Genomic DNA, 18,500 nt, shown 5'->3' with positions numbered 1-18,500 from the left:
ATCCGGCGACGGATCCCGCGACACCGGGATCAGGCGACGTCCCGTCGCCATGTCGTCATCGCGCCGAAGAGGGCGCCCACGAGGGCGTAGCCCGCCAGCACCGCGACGCCCGCGCCCCACGGCAGGAGCTCGCCGATCCCGATCGAGGTGTAGATGCTGCCGCCGGCGATGGCCTCGCTGGCCGCGCCGGGCAGATAGGTCGAGAGCGTCGCCCCCGCGTCGCCGACGCTCGTCAGGCCCAGGCGCAGGACCGCCTCGAGGAACTGGGTGTAGACGAGCACGACGACGATCGCGACGACCTGGTTGGTGATGAGGGCCCCCAGGGCCACGCCCACCGGTGCCCAGAGCGTCAGTGCCAGGACCGACCGGCCCAGGGTGACCCACAGCTCACCGTCTCCGAGCAGGGTGGGGTGCCCGGTGGCGGCGAGGACGGCAGCCCCGGCGACGGCTGTGCTCAGTGTCCCGGCCACGCCGTAGAACGCGCCGATCGGCACCGATGCGCCCAGCTTGGCCCACAGCACGCGCAGCCGGTTCGGCTCGGCGAGGAAGGTGGGGGTGATGGTCTTGTGCCGGAACTCCCCGGTCACCGACAGTGCGCCGATGATCACCGGGAAGACGTAGCCGAAGGTCGTGGCTGTGGAGTACACGGAGCTGAGGATGAGCTCGGGGGTCACGGGTGGCATCGGTGCAGACGGGTCGCCCGGGGCGACCGTGATGGACCACGCCATGACGGCGCCGAGGAAAGCCATGTACCCGGCCATGGCGAGCAGCAGGATCCACCACATGCGGGTGGTGACGAGCTTGCGGTACTCGCTGACGAGCGCGGCCCTCATCGCTGGGCTCCCTCGGGGTCGGTGGTGGAGTCGGAGGCGATCATGCGCAGGAAGATGTCTTCGAGCCCTTCTGACTTGTCCATGAGGGTGTGGATCTCCAGCCCGGCGGCGAAGGCCGCAGACCCGAACTCGGCCGTGGTGACGTCGTCCAGCTCGACCGTGGTGGCCTTCTTGACGGCGTCGACGGCGCTGACGGCGTTGACGGCGCGGCCCTCGGCGGGCGCGACGGCCGGCTGACGCGCGGTCCAGCCCTGGGTCGCGATCAGCGTCGCCAGCCCGGTGGCGTCCGGGGAGACCACCTGGATGGTGGTCGAGGCGAGGGTGCTCAGCTCGTCCATGGACGAGGCGTGGATGAGCCGGCCGGCGGCGATGATCACCACGTCGTCCACCGACTGCTGGACCTCGGAGAGCTGGTGGCTGGAGACCAGGACGGTCTTGCCCTGTCCGGCGAGGTGGCGCAGGAATCCGCGCAGCCAGCGGATGCCCTCCGGGTCGAGACCGTTGGACGGCTCGTCGAGGAGCAGCACCTGCGGGTCCCCGAGCAGGGTCGTGGCGAGGGCGAGGCGCTGGCGCATGCCGAGGGAGTAGCCGGCGACGCGGCGTCGGGCGGCCTGGCCGAGACCGACCTGCTTGAGCAGCGCGAGGCAGCGTGCGTCGTCGGACCCGGTGTAGGGCGCGTAGGTGCGGAGGTGGTCCAGGCCGGTGCGGCCGGGGTGGAAGCTCGTGGCCTCGAGAGCGGCGCCCACCTCGCGCAGCGGCTTCTCGATCCGGGCGTAGGGACGCCCGGAGATCGTCGCGGTGCCGCTCGTGGGGCTGGCCAGGCCGAGCAGCAGCCGCAGGGTGGTCGTCTTGCCCGAGCCGTTGGGGCCGAGGAAGCCGGTGACCCGCCCAGGCCGTACGTCGAAGCTCAGGTCCTGGACGGCGCGGACGGCGCCGAAATGCTTGGTGAGGTTGCGGACACTGACGGTGCCCTGCCCCGAGTCGGGAAGTTCCATGCGCCGATGCTACTTGTTCTACCCACGCTATAACAAGCCCAGAGGGCTGGACAGTTGACCAAACCTGCAGGTCAGGCCGGAGGCTCGGGGGTGGTGTCGGGCTTGCCGGGCTCGTCGGGGGTGTCGGGCATGTCGGCATCGAGGGGAGGCGCCGCGACCTGGGGGAGGGTGACGCGCATCGTCGCGCCCTCGCTCGTGTCGGCCACCTCGACCGTCCCGCCGTGCAGGTCCACCGCCCAGCGCACGATCGCCAGGCCGATCCCCGTCCCGCCCGACGACGTCAGCGCCACCTGGGCGTTGCCCGCCCCGCGGGCGAAGCGCTCGAAGATCCGCTGGCGGTCCGCGACCGCGATCCCCGGACCATTGTCGGTCACGTCGAAGACGATCGACGTGGCGGTGCCCCGGGCGTGGACGGAGACCTCCCCGGTGAAGGGGGAGTGCCGGATCGCGTTCTGGAGCAGGTTGACGAGGATCTGTCGCAGCCGCTCCGGGTCCGCCACGAAGGTCAGGCCCTCGGGGACGACGTCGACCAGGAAGGTGAGCTGCTTGCCGGCCTCCAGGGTGGACACCGAGTTGACGGTGTCCTCGAGGAAGTCCGCCGCGTCCAGCCGGGTGAGGTTGAGGTCGGCCGCCCCGGCCTCGATCCGGGACAGGTCGAGCAGGTACGTGATGAGGCGGGTCAGCCGCTCGGTCTGGGTGAGCGCCGTCTGCATCGTGGCCGGGGTCGGTTCGACCACGCCGTCGACGAGGTTCTCCAGCTGGGCGTGCAGGGCCGCGACCGGGGTGCGCAGCTCGTGGGAGACGTTCGCGATGAGCTCACGTCGCACCTGGTCGGAGGACTCCAGGTCCTCGGCCATGATGTTGAACGCCGTCGCCAGCTGGCCCACCTCGTCCCGGCTCGTGGCCTGGACCCGCCGGGAGTAGTCGCCCTCGGACATCGCCTGGGCGGCCGCGGTCATCTCCCGCAGCGGGGACGTCATGCCTTTGGCGAGCAGCATCGTGAACCCCATGGACATGAGGATCGCGAGCGGGAAGGTGCGGGTGGGTCCGAGGGCGTTGCGCAGGCCCCACCAGGTGATGAATGCCGCCAGGGTGACCGAGGCGACCACGACGATCACCATCTTGATCTTCAGGGTGCGGAAGCGGTCCAGCGGGCGGACGTCGGGCAGGTGGGGTCGCAGGGCGCGGGGGCGTCGCGGGGTCGACATGGTCGGTTCGCGGATCAGGGGGCGACCGGCGGCTCGAAGGCGTACCCGACGCCGTGCACGGTCCGGATGAGGTCCGCCCCGAGCTTGCGGCGCAGGGCCTTGATGTGGGAGTCCACGGTGCGGGTGCCGCTCGCGTCCGCCCAGTCCCACACCTCGGCGAGCAGGCGCTCGCGGGTCTGCACCGTCTTGGGTGAGCTGGCCAGCATGACGAGGAGCTCGAACTCGGTCGGGGTGAGGTGGACCTCGTTGCCCGCCCGGTGCACCCGACGCTGGGCCTGGTCGATGACGACGTCGCCGATCGTCATCGGCGGCTCGGCCTCGTTCGACGGCGCGGCCGAGGCCTGCACGGCACGGTCCACCCGGCGCAGCAGGGCCTTGAGCCGGGCGACCAGCTCGCGCATGGAGAACGGTTTGGTCATGTAGTCGTCGGCGCCGACGCCGAGCCCGATGAGCATGTCCGTCTCGTCGTCGCGGGCGGTGAGCATGAGGATCGGCACCGGGCGCTCGGCCTGGATCCGCCGGCACACCTCGAGGCCGTCGATCCCGGGCAGCATGACGTCGAGCACGACGGCGGCGGGGCGCAGTCGCGAGGCTGCCTCGACTCCGCTGAGCCCGTCCCGGGCGACCTCGGTGCGCCACCCCTCGGCGGTCAGGCGCTGCGCGATCGCCGTGGCGATGGCGGGCTCGTCCTCGACGATGAGGATCGTCGCGCCGACTGAAGGGGCCCCGTCGGGGCGAGATGCGATGGCTGACATGTTCACACAATCCCACATCCGAGGGGTTGACGCCGTCAGAAAGGGTGGGCGGCGATGCGAGTGTTGTGCGGTGATGGTGTGTGGGTCAGAATGCGCGCGCGCCGGGTCGACTATTATTCTCAACCTGATGACAGATGACGATTCGTCACGACGCACGTCCCCCTCGCGCCGCTCGCGCTCCTCTCGCTCGATGGCCGATCCGCTCTCCCCGGGGTGGGCCCTGAGGTGACCGAATGGCTCATGGTCGGTCTCGGGGTGCTCCTGACCTTCGGCACCGCGGTGTTCGTCGCGAGCGAGTTCGCCCTCGTGACGCTCGATCCCGCGGTGGTCGGCGCCGACGGCGAGAGCGGTGGCGGGTCTGACGGGTCTGCCGGGTCTGCCGCTGCGGGGGGTGACCGCCGCACCCGCAGCGTGCGGCACGCGCTCAAGCACCTGTCCACCGAGCTGTCCTCCGCGCAGGTGGGCATCACCATCACCACGATCCTGCTGGGCTACACCGCCCAGCCTGCGGTCAGGACCCTCGTCGAGGGCGCGCTCGGTGGGGGGTCGGTCATCACCGCGACGACCGCAGGGGTGCTCGCGGTGGCTGCCTCCGTCATCGTGGTGAACTTCTTCTCCATGCTCTTCGGTGAGCTCATCCCGAAGAACTACGCGCTCAGCCGCCCGCTCGCCACCGCCCGCGTCGTGGTCCCGGTGCAGCGGGTGTTCAGCCGCGCGCTGCGCCCGCTCATCGCGGCCCTCAACGGCTCGGCCAACGCGATCCTGCGGGGGATGGGCGTCGAACCCAAGGAGGAGCTCTCGGGAGCCCGGTCGGGCCCCGAGCTCGCAGCGCTGGTCCGCCGGTCCGCGCAGGTCGGCACCCTCGACTCCTCGATGGCGCGCCTGCTGACCAATGCCGTCGAGCTCGACGAGCTGACCGCCGTGGACGTGATGACGGACCGGATGCGCCTCGCGGTCGTGACCCGTGGCGACACGGCCGGCGCGGTGATCGAGCTCGCCCGGCACACCGGCCACTCCCGGTTCCCGGTCATCGGCGACTCCCACGACGACATCGTCGGGCTGGTCCACCTGCGCCGGGCGATCGCCGTCCCCCGGGAGCGTCGCGACCAGGTGCCCGCCGTCGCGCTGATGGACGAGGCGCCCCGGGTGCCCGAGACCGTGCGGCTCGGGCCGCTGCTCGTGGAGCTGCGCTCCTTCGGCATGCAGATGGCGGTGGTCGTCGACGAGTACGGCGGCACCTCCGGCGTGGTGACCCTGGAGGACGTCGTCGAGGAGCTGGTCGGTGACGTCGCCGACGAGCACGACGCCCGACGCGTGGGCGCGCTGCGGGCGACGGACGGGTCCTGGGTCGTCCCGGGCCTGCTCCGCCCCGACGAGCTCGAGGAGCGGACCGGCATGAGGATCCCGGAAGACCCCGACTACGAGACGGTCGGTGGGCTCGTGATGGCCCGCCTCGGCCGGATCCCTGTGGTCGGTGACTGCGTGCGGGTGGACTCCGACCCCGACGGCACACCGATCACCGCGACCGTCGAGGCGATGGACGGGCGGCGCGTGGAGCGTCTGCGCCTGCGGACGGACGGTCTCTCATGAGCTCGACCCTCGCCCTGTGCATCGGCGTCGTGCTGCTGGCCGGGAACGCCTTCTTCGTCGGGGCGGAGTTCGCCATCATCTCGGCGCGCCGCAGCGCGATCGAGCCGCTGGCGCTCGCCGGCAACAAGCGGGCTACGACCGTGCTGTGGGCGATGGAGAACCTCTCGCTCATGCTCGCCTGCGCCCAGCTGGGGGTGACGGTCTGCTCGGTGACCCTCGGCGTGATCGCGGAACCCGCGCTCGCCCACCTCATCGAGGCGCCGCTCACCTCGCTCGGGGTGACCAGCGCTCTCATCCACCCGATCGCCTTCGTGGTGGCCCTCGCGATCGTCGTCTACCTGCACGTGGTCTTCGGTGAGATGGTCCCCAAGAACCTCTCGGTCGCGGGTCCGGACAAGGCCGTGATGTGGTTCGGCCCGCCGTTGGTCCACATCGGCCGCGCGGTGCGACCGGTGATCGTCGCGCTCAACTGGATGGCCAACCACGCGGTCCGGCTGACCGGCGTCGAGCCCAAGGACGAGGTCGCCTCGGCCTTCACCGCCGAGGAGGTCCAGTCGATCCTCGAGCACTCGCGGGCGCAGGGGTCCCTCGACGACTCCCAGGGGCTGATGGCCGGTGCGATCGAGTTCTCCGAACGGACGGCGGCCGAGGTCATGGTCCCGGTCGCCGACCTCGTCACGCTCGCAGAAGGCTGCACTCCCGACGACGTGGAGCGGCTGGTCGCCAAGACCGGCTTCAGCCGGTTCCCGGTCGTGGGACCCGACGCCGACCTCCTCGGGTATCTGCACCTCAAGGACGTGCTGTTCGCCGACGAGGAGCAACGGGACTCTCCGTTGCAGATGTGGCGTACCCGTGCCCTGGCCGAGGCGTCACCGGACGACGAGGTCGAGACGGTCCTGCGGGCGATCCAGCGATCCGGCGCACACCTCGCCCGGGTGTGGGACGGGACGAGCGTGCTGGGCGTCGTGTTCCTCGAAGACATCCTCGAGGAGCTGGTGGGTGAGGTTCGGGATGCCATGCAGCGGGAGAATCGCTAGTTCTCTGGGGCTGATCTGGGACTTTGCACGTGCTCCACGTGCGGGACACCGAACCTTGTCCACGGAAGGGACCAAGGGGCTTGGAATGTGAGCGATCCTTCGTTACTCTTTCGTAACAGTACTTGCGGTCTTGTTCCCCGCGCCTGTCGTCGATAGACAGAGCACGAGAAGAACAGGACCGCTTCGTCTGCCCGGCCGTTCTCGGCCGGGCCCGCCAGAGCAGCATGGAGGTGTAGTGGAGCAGCATGCAGGCCTGACATCAGGCGACGCTCCCCTCTCCCGTCGGGCTCTTCGCGAAGCAGCCGAGCGGGAATCCGCGCGTCCGAACCGGACACGACGGACCGACGCACCATCATCCCGGGCAGCGGTGCCTCCCACGCACCGCTGGATCCCGCGGGCGGCGATCCTGACCAGCCTTGCCATGGCGACCATCGCCATCCCGCTGACGGCCGGAGCGGGGTCCCCAGCGGGCTCCGAGCTCGCGGCCGAGTCAGCCGCACCGGTTGAGGTGGACGCCGCGCCGGTCGGCCCGAGCACCTTCTCCATCGTTGCCGCGGCCGGTGTCGAGCAGGCCCCGCCGGCCAGCCTGGCCCAGGCCGTCTCCGCCGAGCAGCGCACCATGCTGGCTGCCAGCCGGAGCGAGGAGCGGTCCTCCCCGCTCCCGGGCTGCGACACCTCCACCCTGCCCAAGGGGACGAACGGCAACCTGTCCAAGGACGGCCTGTGCGAGCTGTGGGGCACCGGGACGTACGCACGTGCCGACGCAGCCGTGGCCCTCGCGGCGCTCAACGAGTCCTATGTCCAGACGTTCGGCGTCAACATGGGTGTCACCGACGGGTACCGCACGCTGTCCTCGCAGTACTCTCTCAAGAGCACCAAGGGTGGCCTCGCGGCGACTCCCGGCAAGTCCGAGCACGGCTGGGGACTCGCTGTCGACCTGCGACCGGAGACCTACCAGTCGGCCGCGAAGACCAAGTGGCTGCGGGCCAACGCTCCGCTCTTCGGCTGGGACAACCCCGCCTGGGCGCGACCCGGCGGATCGGGTGCGACCGAGCCCTGGCACTGGGAGTACACCGAGGGTGTCGAAGCCCACGGCTACTGAGCCGATGGACAGCAGCTCGATCTGAGAAGTGGCCCCGCACCTGATGGTGCGGGGCCACTTCTGTCTGTGCCGGCCGGTCCTCGCCCTGTGCCGGCCGGTCCTCGCCGGACAGCAGTCAGCCCCGACCGGACCACCCGGTCGGGGCTGACGTGTGTGAGTCCGGCATCTTCAGATGCTGGCCGGAGCTGGCCTACCTACCCGACTTGCGGAACCCCTTCTTCGCCGGGGCTGCTGCCTCAGCGGGCGCGTCGTCAGCAGGTGCGTCAGCAGGTGCTGCAGCGGCGTCGACGGCTGCCGGCTCGGCGCCGGTCTCCTTCGCCGCCTCGACGACCGCGGCGCGTCCGGTGCGGACCTCGCCGAAGGAGGTGCCGTAGTACGCGGCCTCCATGATCGTCTTCATGTCGTCGAGCATCGGCATGCGGGGGTTGGCCGGTGCGCACTGGTCCTCGTAGGCAGCCATCGCGAGATCGTCGAGGCTCCCGATGAAGTCCTCCTCCACGACGCCCTGCGCCTGGAAGGAGCGGGGGATGCCCACCTTGTCGCGGAGCTCCTCGACGGCCTTGGCGTAGGACTCGACGCCCTCGGCCGGGGTGGAGGCTGCCAGTCCCAGGTGCTTGGCGATCTCCTGGAAGCGCTCGGGAGCGACGTAGTGCTCGTACTTGGGCCAGCTCGTGAGCTTGGTCGGGACGGTGCCGTTGTAGCGGATGACGTGCGGCAGGTACGTGGCGTTGGTGCGGCCGTGGATGAGGTGGAAGGCCGAGCCGGTCACGTGCGCCATCGCGTGCACGATTCCCAGGAACGCGTTACCGAAGGCCATACCGGCGATCGTGGCGGCGTTGTGCATCTTCTCGCGGGCCTTGACGACCTCGTTCTCGGTGCTGCCCGGGCCGCCCACGACCGACTTCTCGATGTTCTCGAAGATGAGCTTGATCGCGTGCAGGCACAGGCCGTCGGTGAAGTCGTTCGCGTAGACCGACACGTACGCCTCGGTCGCGTGGGTCAGGGCGTCGAAGCCGGAGTCCGCGGCGAGGAAGCCGGGCATCATGGCGGTCAGCGCCGGGTCGACGATCGCGACGGTCGGGGTGAGCGCGTAGTCGGCGAGAGGGTACTTCTTGCCGGAGACGGGGTCGGTGATGACCGCGAAGGGGGTCATCTCCGAGCCGGTGCCCGAGGTGGTCGGGATGCAGACCAGGCTGGCCTTCTCGCCGAGGTCGGGGAACTTGAAGGCGCGCTTGCGGACGTCGAAGAACTTCTCCTTCATGTCCGCGAACTCGATCTCGGGGTGCTCGTAGAGCAGCCACATGACCTTCGCGGCGTCCATCGGCGAGCCACCACCGAGGGCGATGATCGTGTCCGGGTTGAAGGCCCGCATGAGCTCGGCGCCGGCCTGGACCGAGTCCACCGTGGGCTCGGGCAGGATGTCGTCGATGATCTGCAGGGCCACGCGCTCGCCGCGGCGGTTGAGCACGTCGAGGATCTTGTCGACGAAACCGAGGCGGGTCATGGTGGCGTCGGTGACGATCGTGACCCGGCTGATGCCGCGCATGTCGGCCAGGTACCGGATCGCGTTCGGCTCGAAGTACGTCTTGGCGGGAACCTTGAACCACTGCAAGTTGTTGTTCCTCCGGCCGATGCGCTTGATGTTGACGAGGTTGACTGCCGACACGTTGTTCGAGACCGAGTTGTGCCCGTAGGAGCCACAGCCCAGGGTCAGCGAGGGGATGAACGCGTTGTAGATGTCGCCGATGCCACCGAGCGAGCTGGGGGCGTTGGTGATGATGCGGACAGCCTTGACGCGTGAGCCGAACTCCTCGATGAGGGCCTGGTTCTCGCTGTGGATCGAGCCGGAGTGGCCCAGTCCGTCGAACTCGACCATCTGCTCGGAGAGCGAGATGCCCTCTTCGGCGTCCGCTGCGCGCAGCACGGCGAGCACGGGGCACAGCTTCTCGCGGGTGAGCGGCTCGTGCGGTCCGACTCCGGAGACCTCGGCGAGGATGATCGACGTGTCCTCGGGGACGGTGAAGCCGGCCTGGGCGGCGATCCATGCGGGGGACTGGCCCACGACCTTGGCGTTGAGCTTGGCGTCACCGCAGTTGGTGCCGTTGGCCTGGACCCCGAAGATGAACTCTTCGAGCAGGGCCTTCTCGGCGGGGGTGGCGCGGTAGGCGTGCAGCACGGCGAACTCGGCCATGGCCTCGTCGTAGATCGGGGCGTCGAGGATGACGGCCTGCTCCGAGGCGCAGATCATGCCGTTGTCGAAGGCCTTGGAGAGGACGACGTCGTTCACGGCCCGCTTGAGCTTGGCGCTGCGCTCGATGAAGGCGGGCACGTTGCCGGCGCCGACGCCGAGGGCGGGCTTGCCGCAGGAGTAGGCCGCGCGGACCATGGCGTTGCCGCCGGTGGCCAGGATGAGCGCGATGCCGGGGTGGTTCATGAGGAGGTTCGTGGCCTCGAGCGAGGGGTGCTCGACCCACTGGATGCAGTTCTTGGGGGCACCGGCGGCCACGGCGGCGTCGCGCACGACGCGGGCGGCGGCGACGGACGACTGCTGGGCCGAGGGGTGGAAGCCGAAGACGATCGGGTTGCGGGTCTTCAGTGCGACGAGGGCCTTGAAGATGGCGGTCGAGGTCGGGTTGGTCACCGGGGTGACGCCGCAGATGACACCGACCGGCTCGGCGATCTCGGTGATGCCGGTGAGCTCGTCGCGGCTGATGATGCCGACGGTCTTGAGCTTGAGCATGGAGTTCGTCACGTGCTCGCACGCGAAGATGTTCTTCACGGCCTTGTCCTCGAAGACCCCGCGGCCGGTCTCCTTGACCGCGTGCAGGGCCAGCTCGCCGTGCTGGTTGAGGGCGGCGACGGAGGCCTTCTTGACGATGTGGTCGATCTGTTCCTGCGTGAAGCTCGCGTATTCCTTGAGAGCGACGTTGCCGGCGATGACGAGCGTGTCGATCTCTTGGGCGACGGTGCCGGTGGTCGGGGCGTCGGTGAGAGTCATCATGTCCTCTTCTGTGCTGCCTGCGGTGGGGGTCTGTCGTGTTGATCACAACGCTATTGGGTCGTTCCGACGCGGGCATGCGTCAAAGGTCCCATGTTTTCTCTGGGATGTACGGGCGTTTTGTCGGAAGACGTGGCCCGTCTGTGCGAATGATAGCCGTCCTGCCCTCACATCTGGGGTGGCTGCGGCGTCTACCTGGTGACTGGAAGAATGGAGAACCATGACGACGCATACGGTGATCGACTCTCCGCTCGGACTGCTCACTGCGGTCGCGACCGGGGCGGTCCTGAGCGGGCTGTACCTTCCCGACTCCGCGCACCCGCCCGGCTCCTTCGGCGATCCGGTTGCCGGCACCCCGCTCGACGGCCACTTCGACCAGCTCCGCGAAGAGCTCACCGAGTACTTCGCCGGGGAGCGTAGGGAGTTCACCGTCGTCACGGCTGCGACCGGCACGCCGTTCCAAACCCGGGTGTGGCAGGCCCTGGCGACCATCCCGTACGGGCAGACCCGCACGTACGGCCAGCTGGCCGTCGAGGTCGGTGCTCCGCGGGCGGTGCGGGCGGTCGGTGCGGCCAACGGACGCAACCCGCTCTGCGTCGTCGTGCCCTGCCACCGGGTGGTCGGGGCGAGTGGGGCGCTCACCGGATACTCGGGCGGACTCGAGCTCAAGGAGCTGCTGCTCGCCCTCGAGGATCCCACCCGAGCCCGCACCACCTCGTTGTTCTGATGCGGGCACAATTCTGATGCGGACACGGTCCTGATGCGCACGTCACGGGTGATGCAGGCGCCGTTCGACGACGTCGTCACCCGGCACGGACCCGCGATCCTGCGGGTCTGCCGGGCGGTCGTGGGCTGGTCCGACGCCGAGGACGTGTGGTCGGAGACGTTCCTGGCAGCCCTGCGCGCCTACCCCGACCTGCCGGACGGGGCCAACGTCGAGGCCTGGCTCGTGACGATCGCCCAGCGGAAAGGGATCGACGCGCTGCGCGCCGGTGCGCGCCGAGCGGTCCCGGTCGAGGTGGTTCCTGACCGGGGAGTCCGCGATCCGGAACCCGATGCGGAGCTCCATGCGGCGCTCGCCGAGCTCACGCCGCGACAACGTGAGGTGATCGTCTACCACGTGCTCGCCGGGCTGCCCTATGCGGAGGTCGCGCAGATCGTCGGCGGGACGGCCGCAGCAGCCAGGCGCGCCGCCGCAGACGGGCTCGCCCGGCTGCGGCGCATCTACGCCGAGGCCGCTGCTCAACGAGCCGCAGCCGAACCACAGGAGGAGCACCATGGTTGATGCACCGATCGACCCCGTCGAGTCCGCCTTCGCCTCGCTCCTGGCGCCCGACGACGCGACGCTCGACCGCCTGCGATCTCGCCTGGGGCGCGCGGCGGCCGCCGACGGGCTGCTCGACGTCGCCTATCGCATCGTCGACTCGCCGATCGGGGGACTGCTGCTCGCCGCGACCGAGGAGGGGCTCGTCCGGGTCGCCTTCGAGCGCGAAGGCTTCGAGTCCGTCCTGGAGCAGCTCGGGCGCCGGCTCGGGTCCCGGGTGCTGCGCGCACCCGCCCGGCTCGACGCCGCCGCGAGCGAGGTCGAGGAGTATCTGTCCGGCCGACGCCACACCTTCGACCTGCCCCTGGATCTCGCACTGACGTCGGGCTTCCGGCGCGAGGTCGTGGAGCACCTGCCCGACATCGCGTACGGCAGCACCGCCAGCTATGCGGCAGTGGCCGCGCTCGCCGGGAGCCCGCGGGCGACCCGCGCGGTCGGCACGGCGTGTGCGCGCAACCCGTTGCCGCTCGTCATGCCGTGCCACCGGGTGGTCCGCTCGGACGGGGGCTTGGGACAGTACCTCGGGGGAGAGGCGACGAAGCGGTGGCTGCTCGACCTCGAGCGGGGACGCTGAGCGGGGTCGGGCGCCTCAGGTGACCCGGTCAGTCCTTAGTCAGTCCTTCACGACGACCGCGTGTACGGAGACAGGTCGCTCGCGCTCTCCGGCGGTCGGCCGATCTCGGCTGGATCGATCTCGCTGGCCTCGATCGTAGTCAGGGATGCGCTCTCGATGCGGTCCAGGCGGAACCAGCGCACGCCGTCACGCAGCCGGCACCACGCGATGAGGTACCAGCTCCCGCGAGTGCGGGCCAGCAGCTGCGGGTCGACCTGCCGCCGGGTGGTGCTCCCGGTCTCGTCGCGGTAGCTGAGCAGGAGAACCCGTCGTTGCAGGAGCGCCGCCTCGACAGCTGCCTGCACGTGCCGGGAGCCGTCCAGGGAGTCCGCGGCGTCGACCCAGATGCGTCGCGCGAGCTGATCGGCTCGGCTGCGGGCGCCGGCATCCATGACGGCGAGGACCTTGGCGAGGGCGGCGTGGCCGTCGGAGTGGAAGGGCTGCCCGCGGTGCGACGCGAGGGCGGCAGCAAGGGCGGCCGCCTCCGTCGCGGTGATGTTCACGGGAGGCAGCGTGGCGTTCGCGTCGACCACATAGCCCCCGGACCGGCCCAGGCGCGCCCACACGGGGAATCCGCCCTGCTGCAGCGCCGAGATGTCCCGCTTGATGGTGCGCACGCTCACCTCGAACGTGGCGCTCAGCTGGTCTGCGGTCCGCCCGAGGTCGCCCGACCGGCGGAGCTCTTCGCGGATGGCGTACAGACGATCGGTCCTGTTCACCGGTAAATGGTGACATAGGGATGTCACGGGCGCCGCGAAAGATGGGGGGATGAACACTCACCGCGTCGAAAACCTCCCGATCGTCCTCGTTCCCGGCTACTGGTTGGGCGGGTGGGCCTGGGATGCCGTCGTCGAGCGTCTTCGCGCCGACGGCTGCCATGCCGTCCCCGTCACCCTGCCGGGACTCGAGTCGCCGGCGGCGCCCCGCGCCGGCATCCGCCTGGGCGACCATGTCGACGCGGTCCGTGCCGCGCTCGACGCAGCGCACGGCCCCGTCGTGCTGGTCGCGCACAGCGGCGCCGGTGCCATCGCGTCAGCGGTCCTCGACGTCGCTGCGCACCAGGTCGCCCGGGTCGTCTACGTCGACAGCGGCCCGGTGGCTGACGGAAACGTACCCCGACCGGATCTCCCGTCGGAGGCGGCGGAGCTGCCGATGCCCTCCTTCCCCGACCTGGAGGCGGACGGAGGGAGCCTGGAGGGGCTGGACGATGCCGTCCGGCGCCGGTTCCGCGAACGCGCGGTGGCCCACCCCGCAGGCCCGTTGCGCGAGCCGATCGCCCTGCCGCACGGGCTGGGCGTCGCCGTTCCCACGACGGTCGTCTGCTGCTCGTTCCCGTCGCAGGCGGTGCGCTCGCTGGTCGCCTCCGGCGAACCGATGTTCTCCGCGCTCGCAGATCTGAGCGACGTCACCTATGTCGACCTCCCGACCGGGCACTGGCCCATGTGGTCGAGGCCAGATGCGCTCGCGGACCTCCTCGCCGGGCTCGCCCGCGGATGACCCGGGGACGCGGCCGGTCGGGCGGGTGATGGCCTAGATCGAGGTCCAGAGGAAGAGCCCGTCCCCGCGCCCGTGGGCGATGACGGCGAGCTCGACGATCCGGCGCAGGAGCGCCGGCGTGACGGCGGGGTCGAGCTCCATGTCCTCCGCCGTCGCCCACCTGACCGCGATGTCGTCGACGTCGGCGCTCTCGGCCGGGTCGGCGTCGTGCACGGAGAGCTCGACGCAGGCGGCGACGACGTCGGCGGGGATCTCGAGGAGGTCCGGGACGTCGATGTCGACAAGGTCGGGCTCGCACTCGATGCCCTCGGCGTGCACGGCGCGGGCGATGAGCTCACCGAGGACCTCGATCTCGAGGTCGGTGATCCCGGTCGTGGAGAGGAGGTCGGTGAGGGGCGCTGGGGTCGCACCTTCCTCGGCGGCGCGGGCGCGGGCGAGCGCGGTCGGGCGAGGGGCGGTGAAGATCTCAGTGAGGATGGCCATGCTCGTAGGGTACCGACGTCCAGCCTGCGCAACAGCACGGCAGGTGGGCGGCCCGGCGTGCCGGGTGAACGCGGGTGTGGCAGCGTGGGGCGCACAGGGGAGAGGAGGGATCTGATGAAGGTTCTGATCTGGCTGACGGCGGGTGCGTGGGAGGCCTGCGTCGATGCCGCTCGGTCCTTCGTCCCCGCGGCCGTGAGCGAGCCCGGCGGTGAGCTGATCCTGCTGCACGTGCTCGACGACGGGGTGTTCGCCGGTCGACCGGGCCCGGACGCGAGGCTGTTCGGGTCGGGCCGGTCGTCCACGAACATCATCCCGGTGCTCGACGCCGAGGCGGCGCTTCTTGATGCGGCCGCCCACCGGCTGGGTGCACCCGCCCGGCGGGAGACTCGACGCGGGCGCCTTGAGCGCAAGGTGGTCGCCGCAGCCGCCGACGCCGATCTGCTGGTCTGCGCGCGAGACGGCGATCTGCGTCACCCCGGTCCGCGCAGCCTCAGCCCGGCCACCCGGTTCGTCGTCGACCACGTGCTCTGCCCGGTGCTGCTGGTGTGGCCGAGCGCCCCACCGACCGGGGCGACGCCGCTCGAGCTCGCTGCGGAGACGTAGTTCCCACGCGACCCGTCGTCGGTGCGCTAGCCGATGCGCTTGATGTGCACGACGACGGACGCGGTGGCCGTGGCCCCGGCCGAGTCGGTCGCGGTGGCGGTGAGGAGATGTGTCCCCTCGGTGAGCTCGTCGGCTCGGGAGTAGAGCTCTTGGCCCGTCGTCAGGGGGCCGTCGAGGTCGGACGACCACGAGACGGCGTCGTAGTCGAGCTCGCCGTCCTCGGTGTCGTAGGCGTTGGCGTCGAGGACAAAGGTCTGCGACCCGCTGAACGTCGCACCGTCGCGCGCGTTGTCGATGTCCACCGTCGGCGCGAGGTTGGCCAGCGAGAAGTCTGGGGACATCGCCTCGGTCGAGGTCTGGCCGTCGCTGACGATCACCTTGAGCCGTGCGTGGTCGCCGCCGGGCAGGCTCCAGCGGGGGAAGTCCGTCGAGGTGCCGGTCAGCTCCACGCCAATGAGCTCCCAGGTGGCGCCTGAGTCGGCCGAGTAGAGCAGGGTGTGCATGAGGGGGGAGCCGTCCCCGCCGGCGGACGACCAAGTGATGGTGACGTCCTCGCCGGTCCCAGGGGCGAGCGCGTCGATCGAGGCGGTCAGGGTGGTCGGCGCGGACCCGGATGGCGTGGGCGGCGCCGGGGCGGTCGCATCCGGTGTGGGAGCGCCGGGTGCAGACGTGGTGGAGGGGCCTGGGCGGGCGGGGTCAGCCGAGGCTCGCTCGGCCCGTCCAGCGGGTCCAGGGTCCGGCGTCGACGTGACGATGAACGGTACGGCTACGGCCGCGACGAGTGCTGTGCCGACCAGGGTCCGCTTCTGCGCCATGGTGTTCACGCCGCGCTCCTCTTCATCAGTGACTGACGATGAGCCGACGTGCGGCGAGGACACCCGCTCACCTCGCATTCGGCGAGGACTCTCGGCGTAGTCGGGCACCGTGTCAATGTGAGGCTAAGCGTCGGCTTTTCTACGGGTTGCACAAGCAAGTCGACCGGTTCTGGCCTGGCCGACGTGTGCATGCGCGCACATCGACCAGACCTGTGGTCCTACATGGATCTACACCGGCGCTTGAGCGCAGGTCGCCGCGTGGCTGCTGTACTGCCATGCAGAGACAGCCCAGTTGCCAGACCGGGCAAAACCACTGCTAGCTACAGAGATGGAACTCGGGACTGCTGCACGAATAGGTGACACCCCACTTGTGGTGCCTGTGGGCACTGCTGGGAGGATGTTGACCATGCCTAAAGCTCACCCCAAGGAGTTCCGCGACGACGTCGTGGCGATCGCCCGGCGCGGCGAGGCTCCGATTGCCCAGATCGCCAAGGACTTCGGGATCTCCGACTCGTGCCTGCGCAACTGGCTCCAAGCCGCGGATGTCGAGGACGGCAAACGTCCCGGCGTGACGGCGTCGGAGTCGGCCGAGCTGCGTGAAGCCAAGAAGCGCGTTCGGCTGCTCGAGCAGGAGAACGAGGTACTGCGCCGTGCAGCGGCGTACTTCGCCCAGGCGCACCTGCCGGGAAAATGAGCTACCCGCTGGTCCGTGACCTTGCCGCTGACGGGATCCCCGTCACGGTGACTTGCCGGGTTCTCAAGCTCTCCAGAGCGCCCTACTACCGCTGGCTCGCTGACCCGGTGACCACCCTGGAACTGCGTCAAGCGCACCTGGCGAACGCCCTCTTCGACGCCCACCGCGACGACCCGGAGTTCGGGCACCGCCTCCTGGCCGACGAAGCAGGCGCCGTGGGCCACAGGGCCTGCGACCGGACGGTGTGGGCGATCTGCTCAGCCAACGGCTGGTGGAGCGCGTTCGGGAAGAAGCGCGGAAAGAACGGCAAGAAGCCGGGCCCACCAGCCCACGACGACCTCGTCGAGCGCAAGTTCACCGCCAACGCCCCGAACGAGCTGTGGCTGACTGATATCACCGAGCACGCCACCGGTGAGGGCAAGGTCTACCTCTGCGCGATCAAGGACGTCTACTCGAACCGGATCGTGGGTTACTCCATCAGCGACCGCATGGAAGCCTCTCTCGCGGTCAATGCCCTGCGCTCCGCGGTCCAGCGTCGGGGCGGTGACGTGGCCGGCTGCGTGGTCCACAGCGACCGCGGTAGCCAGTTCCGATCCCGGAAGTTCCTGCGCGAACTCACCCGCCACCACCTCATCGGATCCATGGGTCAGGTTGCCTCAGCCGGTGACAACGCAGCCATGGAATCCTTCTTCGCCTTGCTGCAGAAGAACGTCCTGGACCGGCACCGCTGGACCACCCGGACCGAGCTGCGACTGGCGATCATCACCTGGATCGAACGCACCTACCACCGCCGCCGCAGGCAAGCCCGTCTCGGCCGGTTGACCCCCATCGAATACGAAGCCATCATGACCACTCAGGTCGCACTCGCCGCCTGAGACGAACTGTCCCCTATTCGTGCAGCAGTCCCCTCCACCCAGTACTCGTCTTCGAATTCATGTTCGTGCCTGCAGTAGCGCTGACCGAGTCCCATCCAGTCACCCAGACCCCAAACCACTGACTTGGCGCACAAGTTTTGGTGCCGGTCTTGTAGATGTCCGCGGTGGCGCCTGCCGCCGGAAGCAACACAAGGCTTGCCGTCATCACTGATCCGATGACCGATCCGATCAACGCTCTGTGCTTGGTCTTCATCGCATTTCCCCTTTGCGTCGCGCTTGTAGAGATTCGCGATCTGGGTGATTTGCTGCGTTCCCCCCCGCCGTAAACCCTCTTGACCGTGGAATCTATTGTCCCGTATGGTGCATGTCAAGGGGTTCGTGCCGTCGAACCTTTTCCGAGTTCGTCTGCGTGATGAGCACAACTGGGGGGCTTGTGGCGCGGCTGAAAATGGTGAGCTTGGGAGTTGTGTTGCTGGTCGCACTCTCGTCGTGCAGCGAGGCGACCGAAAGTCGAACTCTTGCGGGCCCGCAACCCAGTATTGACCAGTGGATCGAACCTGCCTGGATGACGGAGGTGAGGAAAGCCGATGAGGAACTCAACTCCAAGATCACATCGTGCATGGGTGAGAAGGGTTGGGTTGAGGAGCGTACGAGCAGCGGTTCTTACAGCGTCAAATTGTCAACTGAAGAAGAAGGTCTTAGGTATAGGGAAGATCGAACGCTCTGCGAGTCGGTCGTGCGCGAGGACTTAGGAATCCCTCCCAGGACTCACGACGACGCCTTCTTCAGGACCATGTACGCGCGAACCCTCGACACCCGTGACTGTCTAGTCGCGCACGGCGTTGTCGTGTCCGAGCCGCCGAGCGAAGATGCCTGGATCGAGGCAATCAAGACGGGGAGCGCCGACGTCTGGGCACCGTTTAGTGACGTGACGGGGTCGGACGAGGAGTTCTACGAGCTGTTCGACGTCTGCGTCCAAGCTGGGGTCGAGATCACGCGATGAGCGGACGTCGGCTGCTGACCACGGTCTCTTGGGTCAGTTTCTGCGCAGTCATGGTGACCGGGGCCTTCTGGGCAG

18 protein-coding genes are annotated in these 18,500 nt (G+C 69.3%); 10 read left to right on the top strand and 8 right to left on the bottom strand.

Going from position 1 to position 18,500, the window contains the following annotated elements; translation table 11 throughout:
• Positions 1 to 29: 29 nt before the first annotated feature.
• From ACWA15_RS13865 to ACWA15_RS13850, 4 genes are all read right to left on the bottom strand, one after another.
• Positions 30 to 833, bottom strand: a complete 804-nt coding sequence (locus ACWA15_RS13865; protein ID WP_464055938.1) for an ABC transporter permease — start codon at positions 831 to 833, stop codon at positions 30 to 32.
• The gene (locus ACWA15_RS13860; protein ID WP_464055936.1) at positions 830 to 1,828 is read right to left on the bottom strand and encodes an ATP-binding cassette domain-containing protein; all 999 of its coding nucleotides are present in this window, start codon (positions 1,826 to 1,828) and stop codon (positions 830 to 832) included. Before ACWA15_RS13860 ends, ACWA15_RS13865 begins: the two co-directional genes overlap by 4 nt.
• 71 nt (positions 1,829 to 1,899) lie before the next feature.
• Positions 1,900 to 3,036 carry a HAMP domain-containing sensor histidine kinase gene (locus tag ACWA15_RS13855; RefSeq protein WP_464055935.1) on the bottom strand — a complete coding sequence of 379 codons (1,137 nt, stop codon included), beginning with the start codon at positions 3,034 to 3,036 and terminating at the stop codon, positions 1,900 to 1,902.
• Positions 3,037 to 3,050: 14 nt separating this feature from the next.
• Positions 3,051 to 3,791, bottom strand: coding sequence for a response regulator transcription factor (locus ACWA15_RS13850; RefSeq protein WP_464055933.1), 741 nt, complete (start codon positions 3,789 to 3,791; stop codon positions 3,051 to 3,053).
• Positions 3,792 to 4,031: 240 nt separating this feature from the next.
• On the opposite strand from ACWA15_RS13850, the gene ACWA15_RS13845 reads away from it, so the two are divergent.
• The 3 genes from ACWA15_RS13845 to ACWA15_RS13835 all read left to right on the top strand — a co-directional run bounded on the left by ACWA15_RS13845 (position 4,032) and on the right by ACWA15_RS13835 (position 7,520).
• Positions 4,032 to 5,381, top strand: coding sequence for a hemolysin family protein (locus ACWA15_RS13845; RefSeq protein ID WP_464059517.1), 1,350 nt, complete (start codon positions 4,032 to 4,034; stop codon positions 5,379 to 5,381).
• The gene (locus ACWA15_RS13840) at positions 5,378 to 6,418 is read left to right on the top strand and encodes a hemolysin family protein (protein ID WP_464055932.1); all 1,041 of its coding nucleotides are present in this window, start codon (positions 5,378 to 5,380) and stop codon (positions 6,416 to 6,418) included. The genes ACWA15_RS13845 and ACWA15_RS13840 overlap by 4 nt, the downstream gene beginning before the upstream one ends.
• Before the next feature lie 367 nt (positions 6,419 to 6,785).
• Entirely contained in the window at positions 6,786 to 7,520 is a 735-nt protein-coding gene (locus ACWA15_RS13835; RefSeq protein ID WP_464055931.1) for a M15 family metallopeptidase, read from the top strand.
• A 190-nt stretch (positions 7,521 to 7,710) separates the two neighbouring features.
• Here the strand turns inward: ACWA15_RS13835 and adhE are convergent, their stop codons facing one another.
• Positions 7,711 to 10,518, bottom strand: coding sequence for a bifunctional acetaldehyde-CoA/alcohol dehydrogenase (adhE, locus tag ACWA15_RS13830; RefSeq protein ID WP_464059515.1), 2,808 nt, complete (start codon positions 10,516 to 10,518; stop codon positions 7,711 to 7,713).
• A 220-nt stretch (positions 10,519 to 10,738) separates the two neighbouring features.
• Here adhE and ACWA15_RS13825 point away from each other — a divergent pair, with 220 nt between their 5' ends.
• The 3 genes from ACWA15_RS13825 to ACWA15_RS13815 are packed head-to-tail and all read left to right on the top strand — an operon-like array spanning position 10,739 to position 12,416.
• Positions 10,739 to 11,245, top strand: coding sequence for a methylated-DNA--[protein]-cysteine S-methyltransferase (locus tag ACWA15_RS13825; RefSeq protein ID WP_464055929.1), 507 nt, complete (start codon positions 10,739 to 10,741; stop codon positions 11,243 to 11,245).
• Between the two features lie 33 nt (positions 11,246 to 11,278).
• A complete protein-coding gene (locus ACWA15_RS13820; protein WP_464055928.1) occupies positions 11,279 to 11,803 on the top strand; it encodes an RNA polymerase sigma factor in 525 nt (174 codons plus the stop codon).
• Positions 11,796 to 12,416, top strand: coding sequence for a methylated-DNA--[protein]-cysteine S-methyltransferase (locus ACWA15_RS13815; protein ID WP_464055927.1), 621 nt, complete (start codon positions 11,796 to 11,798; stop codon positions 12,414 to 12,416). The genes ACWA15_RS13820 and ACWA15_RS13815 overlap by 8 nt, the downstream gene beginning before the upstream one ends.
• Positions 12,417 to 12,463: 47 nt before the next feature.
• Here the strand turns inward: ACWA15_RS13815 and ACWA15_RS13810 are convergent, their stop codons facing one another.
• Positions 12,464 to 13,174, bottom strand: a complete 711-nt coding sequence (locus ACWA15_RS13810) for a helix-turn-helix transcriptional regulator (RefSeq protein WP_464055926.1) — start codon at positions 13,172 to 13,174, stop codon at positions 12,464 to 12,466.
• 49 nt (positions 13,175 to 13,223) lie between these two features.
• Here ACWA15_RS13810 and ACWA15_RS13805 point away from each other — a divergent pair, with 49 nt between their 5' ends.
• Positions 13,224 to 13,952 (top strand): alpha/beta fold hydrolase, encoded by a 729-nt coding sequence (locus ACWA15_RS13805; protein WP_464055925.1) that lies wholly within the window; start codon positions 13,224 to 13,226, stop codon positions 13,950 to 13,952.
• A gap of 33 nt (positions 13,953 to 13,985) precedes the next feature.
• On the opposite strand, the gene ACWA15_RS13800 is transcribed toward ACWA15_RS13805, so the two are convergent.
• On the bottom strand, positions 13,986 to 14,435 hold the full coding sequence (locus ACWA15_RS13800; protein ID WP_464055924.1) for a hypothetical protein: 450 nt from the start codon (positions 14,433 to 14,435) through the stop codon (positions 13,986 to 13,988).
• A 114-nt stretch (positions 14,436 to 14,549) separates the two neighbouring features.
• Here ACWA15_RS13800 and ACWA15_RS13795 point away from each other — a divergent pair, with 114 nt between their 5' ends.
• Positions 14,550 to 15,038, top strand: coding sequence for a universal stress protein (locus tag ACWA15_RS13795; protein ID WP_464055922.1), 489 nt, complete (start codon positions 14,550 to 14,552; stop codon positions 15,036 to 15,038).
• 26 nt (positions 15,039 to 15,064) lie between these two features.
• Here ACWA15_RS13795 and ACWA15_RS13790 read toward each other — a convergent pair whose 3' ends face one another.
• Positions 15,065 to 15,862 (bottom strand): hypothetical protein, encoded by a 798-nt coding sequence (locus ACWA15_RS13790; protein WP_464055921.1) that lies wholly within the window; start codon positions 15,860 to 15,862, stop codon positions 15,065 to 15,067.
• Positions 15,863 to 16,259: 397 nt separating this feature from the next.
• Between ACWA15_RS13790 and ACWA15_RS13785 the strand changes: the two genes are divergently transcribed.
• Positions 16,260 to 17,422 (top strand): IS3 family transposase gene (locus tag ACWA15_RS13785; protein WP_464054785.1). Its coding sequence is split into 2 segments (ribosomal slippage): positions 16,260 to 16,538 and positions 16,541 to 17,422, totalling 1,161 coding nucleotides; the frame shifts between segments, so codons are not numbered across the junction.
• A 565-nt stretch (positions 17,423 to 17,987) separates the two neighbouring features.
• Positions 17,988 to 18,425 carry a hypothetical protein gene (locus ACWA15_RS13780; protein WP_464055920.1) on the top strand — a complete coding sequence of 146 codons (438 nt, stop codon included), beginning with the start codon at positions 17,988 to 17,990 and terminating at the stop codon, positions 18,423 to 18,425.
• The last annotated feature ends 75 nt before the right edge of the window (positions 18,426 to 18,500 follow it).

The organism is Sanguibacter sp. TS_SC_8 (genome assembly GCF_055361235.1).
Note: the sequence above shows the minus strand (reverse complement) of the source record. Positions and strands in the feature narration are given on the sequence as shown.

What these genes read in the sequence shown, in the direction of transcription:
- adhE (WP_464059515.1), bottom strand. Translation starts at nt 10,518, where the DNA reads ATGACTCTCACCGACGCCCCGACCACCGGCACCGTCGCCCAAGAGATC.
- ACWA15_RS13815 (WP_464055927.1), top strand. Translation starts at nt 11,796, where the DNA reads ATGGTTGATGCACCGATCGACCCCGTCGAGTCCGCCTTCGCCTCGCTC.
- ACWA15_RS13780 (WP_464055920.1), top strand. Translation starts at nt 17,988, where the DNA reads ATGACGGAGGTGAGGAAAGCCGATGAGGAACTCAACTCCAAGATCACA.
- ACWA15_RS13865 (WP_464055938.1), bottom strand. Translation starts at nt 833, where the DNA reads ATGAGGGCCGCGCTCGTCAGCGAGTACCGCAAGCTCGTCACCACCCGC.
- ACWA15_RS13845 (WP_464059517.1), top strand. Translation starts at nt 4,032, where the DNA reads ATGGTCGGTCTCGGGGTGCTCCTGACCTTCGGCACCGCGGTGTTCGTC.
- ACWA15_RS13805 (WP_464055925.1), top strand. Translation starts at nt 13,224, where the DNA reads ATGAACACTCACCGCGTCGAAAACCTCCCGATCGTCCTCGTTCCCGGC.
- ACWA15_RS13820 (WP_464055928.1), top strand. Translation starts at nt 11,279, where the DNA reads ATGCGCACGTCACGGGTGATGCAGGCGCCGTTCGACGACGTCGTCACC.
- ACWA15_RS13840 (WP_464055932.1), top strand. Translation starts at nt 5,378, where the DNA reads ATGAGCTCGACCCTCGCCCTGTGCATCGGCGTCGTGCTGCTGGCCGGG.
- ACWA15_RS13855 (WP_464055935.1), bottom strand. Translation starts at nt 3,036, where the DNA reads ATGTCGACCCCGCGACGCCCCCGCGCCCTGCGACCCCACCTGCCCGAC.
- ACWA15_RS13850 (WP_464055933.1), bottom strand. Translation starts at nt 3,791, where the DNA reads ATGTCAGCCATCGCATCTCGCCCCGACGGGGCCCCTTCAGTCGGCGCG.
- ACWA15_RS13860 (WP_464055936.1), bottom strand. Translation starts at nt 1,828, where the DNA reads ATGGAACTTCCCGACTCGGGGCAGGGCACCGTCAGTGTCCGCAACCTC.
- ACWA15_RS13795 (WP_464055922.1), top strand. Translation starts at nt 14,550, where the DNA reads ATGAAGGTTCTGATCTGGCTGACGGCGGGTGCGTGGGAGGCCTGCGTC.
- ACWA15_RS13800 (WP_464055924.1), bottom strand. Translation starts at nt 14,435, where the DNA reads ATGGCCATCCTCACTGAGATCTTCACCGCCCCTCGCCCGACCGCGCTC.
- ACWA15_RS13825 (WP_464055929.1), top strand. Translation starts at nt 10,739, where the DNA reads ATGACGACGCATACGGTGATCGACTCTCCGCTCGGACTGCTCACTGCG.